Origin of the sequence: Streptomyces sp. NRRL F-5135 (assembly GCF_000719775.1) — a bacterium.
Taxonomy (GTDB): domain Bacteria; phylum Actinomycetota; class Actinomycetes; order Streptomycetales; family Streptomycetaceae; genus Streptomyces; species Streptomyces hebeiensis.
In genome coordinates this window covers 1-2,833 of the sequence record NZ_JOHR01000039.1, presented here as the reverse complement: position 1 = coordinate 2,833, position 2,833 = coordinate 1, and the positions used below count along the sequence as shown (strand labels likewise).

The following is a 2,833-nucleotide window of genomic DNA, read 5'->3' as shown; positions in this document are numbered from 1 at the left end:
GGGGTTGTGGGAGCGTGCTTGATCGGTCTGCCGGCCGGTCGGTGAGTCAGAAACCGTATGGGTAGGCGAAGGGCATGCGAAAGGCCCGGCGTAGAGGGTAAGACCCCCGTAGCTGAAATCTGTACGGCTTGCTTGTGCGTTTCCCAAGTAGCATAGGGCCCGAGAAATCCTGTGTGAATCTGGCGGGACCACCCGCTAAGCCTAAATATTCCCTGGTGACCGATAGCGGATAGTACCGTGAGGGAATGGTGAAAAGTACCGCGGGAGCGGAGTGAAATAGTACCTGAAACCGTGTGCCTACAAGCCGTGGGAGCGTCGCTGTGTGTGCTTGCACATGCAGTCGTGACTGCGTGCCTTTTGAAGAATGAGCCTGCGAGTTTGCGGTGTGTTGCGAGGTTAACCCGTGTGGGGGAGCCGTAGCGAAAGCGAGTCCGAATAGGGCGTTTTAGTAGCGCGCTCAAGACCCGAAGCGGAGTGATCTAGCCATGGGCAGGTTGAAGCGGAGGTAAGACTTCGTGGAGGACCGAACCCACCAGGGTTGAAAACCTGGGGGATGACCTGTGGTTAGGGGTGAAAGGCCAATCAAACTCCGTGATAGCTGGTTCTCCCCGAAATGCATTTAGGTGCAGCGTCGTGTGTTTCTTGCCGGAGGTAGAGCACTGGATAGGCGATGGGCCCTACCGGGTTACTGACCTTAGCCAAACTCCGAATGCCGGTAAGTGAGAGCGCGGCAGTGAGACTGTGGGGGATAAGCTCCATGGTCGAGAGGGAAACAGCCCAGAGCATCGACTAAGGCCCCTAAGCGTACGCTAAGTGGGAAAGGATGTGGAGTCGCAGAGACAACCAGGAGGTTGGCTTAGAAGCAGCCATCCTTGAAAGAGTGCGTAATAGCTCACTGGTCAAGTGATTCCGCGCCGACAATGTAGCGGGGCTCAAGCGTACCGCCGAAGTCGTGTCATTGCAGTACATACTCCTAACGGGGACTGTGATGGGTAGGGGAGCGTCGTGTGCCGGGTGAAGCCATGCTGGAAGGTAGTGGTGGATGGTTCACGAGTGAGAATGCAGGCATGAGTAGCGATTCACACGTGGGAAACGTGTGCGCCGATTGACTAAGGGTTCCTGGGTCAAGCTGATCTGCCCAGGGTAAGTCGGGACCTAAGGCGAGGCCGACAGGCGTAGTCGATGGATAACCGGTTGATATTCCGGTACCCGCTTTGAAGCGCCCAGTATCGAATCCATTAATGCTAAGGCCGTGAAGCCGCCCTGATCTCTTCGGAGTTGAGGGGAGTGGTGGAGCCGTCGAACCAAGGTGGTAGTAGGTAAGTGATGGGGTGACGCAGGAAGGTAGTCCAGCCCGGGCGGTGGTTGTCCCGGGGTAAGGGTGTAGGACGCACGGTAGGTAAATCCGTCGTGCATGTGTCTGAGACCTGATGCCGAGCCGATTGTGGTGAAGTGGATGATCCTATGCTGTCGAGAAAAGCCTCTAGCGAGTTTCATGGCGGCCCGTACCCGAAACCGACTCAGGTGGTCTGGTAGAGAATACCGAGGCGTTCGGGTGAACTATGGTTAAGGAACTCGGCAAAATGCCCCCGTAACTTCGGGAGAAGGGGGGCCATTCTGGGTGATCATCTTTACGGTGTGAGCTTGGGGTGGCCGCAGAGACCAGCGAGAAGCGACTGTTTACTAAAAACACAGGTCCGTGCGAAGCCGTAAGGCGATGTATACGGACTGACGCCTGCCCGGTGCTGGAACGTTAAGGGGACCGGTTAGCTGACTTTCGGGTTGGCGAAGCTGAGAACTTAAGCGCCAGTAAACGGCGGTGGTAACTATAACCATCCTAAGGTAGCGAAATTCCTTGTCGGGTAAGTTCCGACCTGCACGAATGGCGTAACGACTTCTCGGCTGTCTCAACCATAGGCCCGGTGAAATTGCAGTACGAGTAAAGATGCTCGTTTCGCGCAGCAGGACGGAAAGACCCCGGGACCTTTACTATAGTTTGATATTGGTGTTCGGTTCGGCTTGTGTAGGATAGGTGGGAGACTGTGAAGCCCGTACGCCAGTATGGGTGGAGTCGTTGTTGAAATACCACTCTGGTCGTGCTGGATGTCTAACCTGGGTCCGTGATCCGGATCAGGGACAGTGTCTGATGGGTAGTTTAACTGGGGCGGTTGCCTCCTAAAGGGTAACGGAGGCGCCCAAAGGTTCCCTCAGCCTGGTTGGTAATCAGGTGTTGAGTGTAAGTGCACAAGGGAGCTTGACTGTGAGACTGACGGGTCGAGCAGGGACGAAAGTCGGGACTAGTGATCCGGCGGTGGCTTGTGGAAGCGCCGTCGCTCAACGGATAAAAGGTACCCCGGGGATAACAGGCTGATCTTCCCCAAGAGTCCATATCGACGGGATGGTTTGGCACCTCGATGTCGGCTCGTCGCATCCTGGGGCTGGAGTCGGTCCCAAGGGTTGGGCTGTTCGCCCATTAAAGCGGTACGCGAGCTGGGTTTAGAACGTCGTGAGACAGTTCGGTCCCTATCCGCTGTGCGCGTAGGAGTCTTGAGAAGGGCTGTCCCTAGTACGAGAGGACCGGGACGGACGAACCTCTGGTGTGCCAGTTGTTCTGCCAAGGGCATGGCTGGTTGGCTACGTTCGGGAGGGATAACCGCTGAAAGCATCTAAGCGGGAAGCCTGCTTCGAGATGAGGACTCCCACCCCCTTGAGGGGGTAAGGCTCCCAGTAGACGACTGGGTTGATAGGCCGGATATGGAAGCCAGGTGACTGGTGGAGTTGACCGGTACTAATAGGCCGAGGGCTTGTCCTCAGTTGCTCGCGTCCACTGTGT

Annotated in this window: 1 rRNA gene; it reads left to right on the top strand. The window is 56.5% G+C overall.

What is annotated here, in order from left to right:
* Positions 1-2,812, top strand: a 23S ribosomal RNA gene (locus IG02_RS0135255); the annotation flags it as partial.
* Between the last annotated feature and the right edge of the window lie 21 nt (positions 2,813-2,833).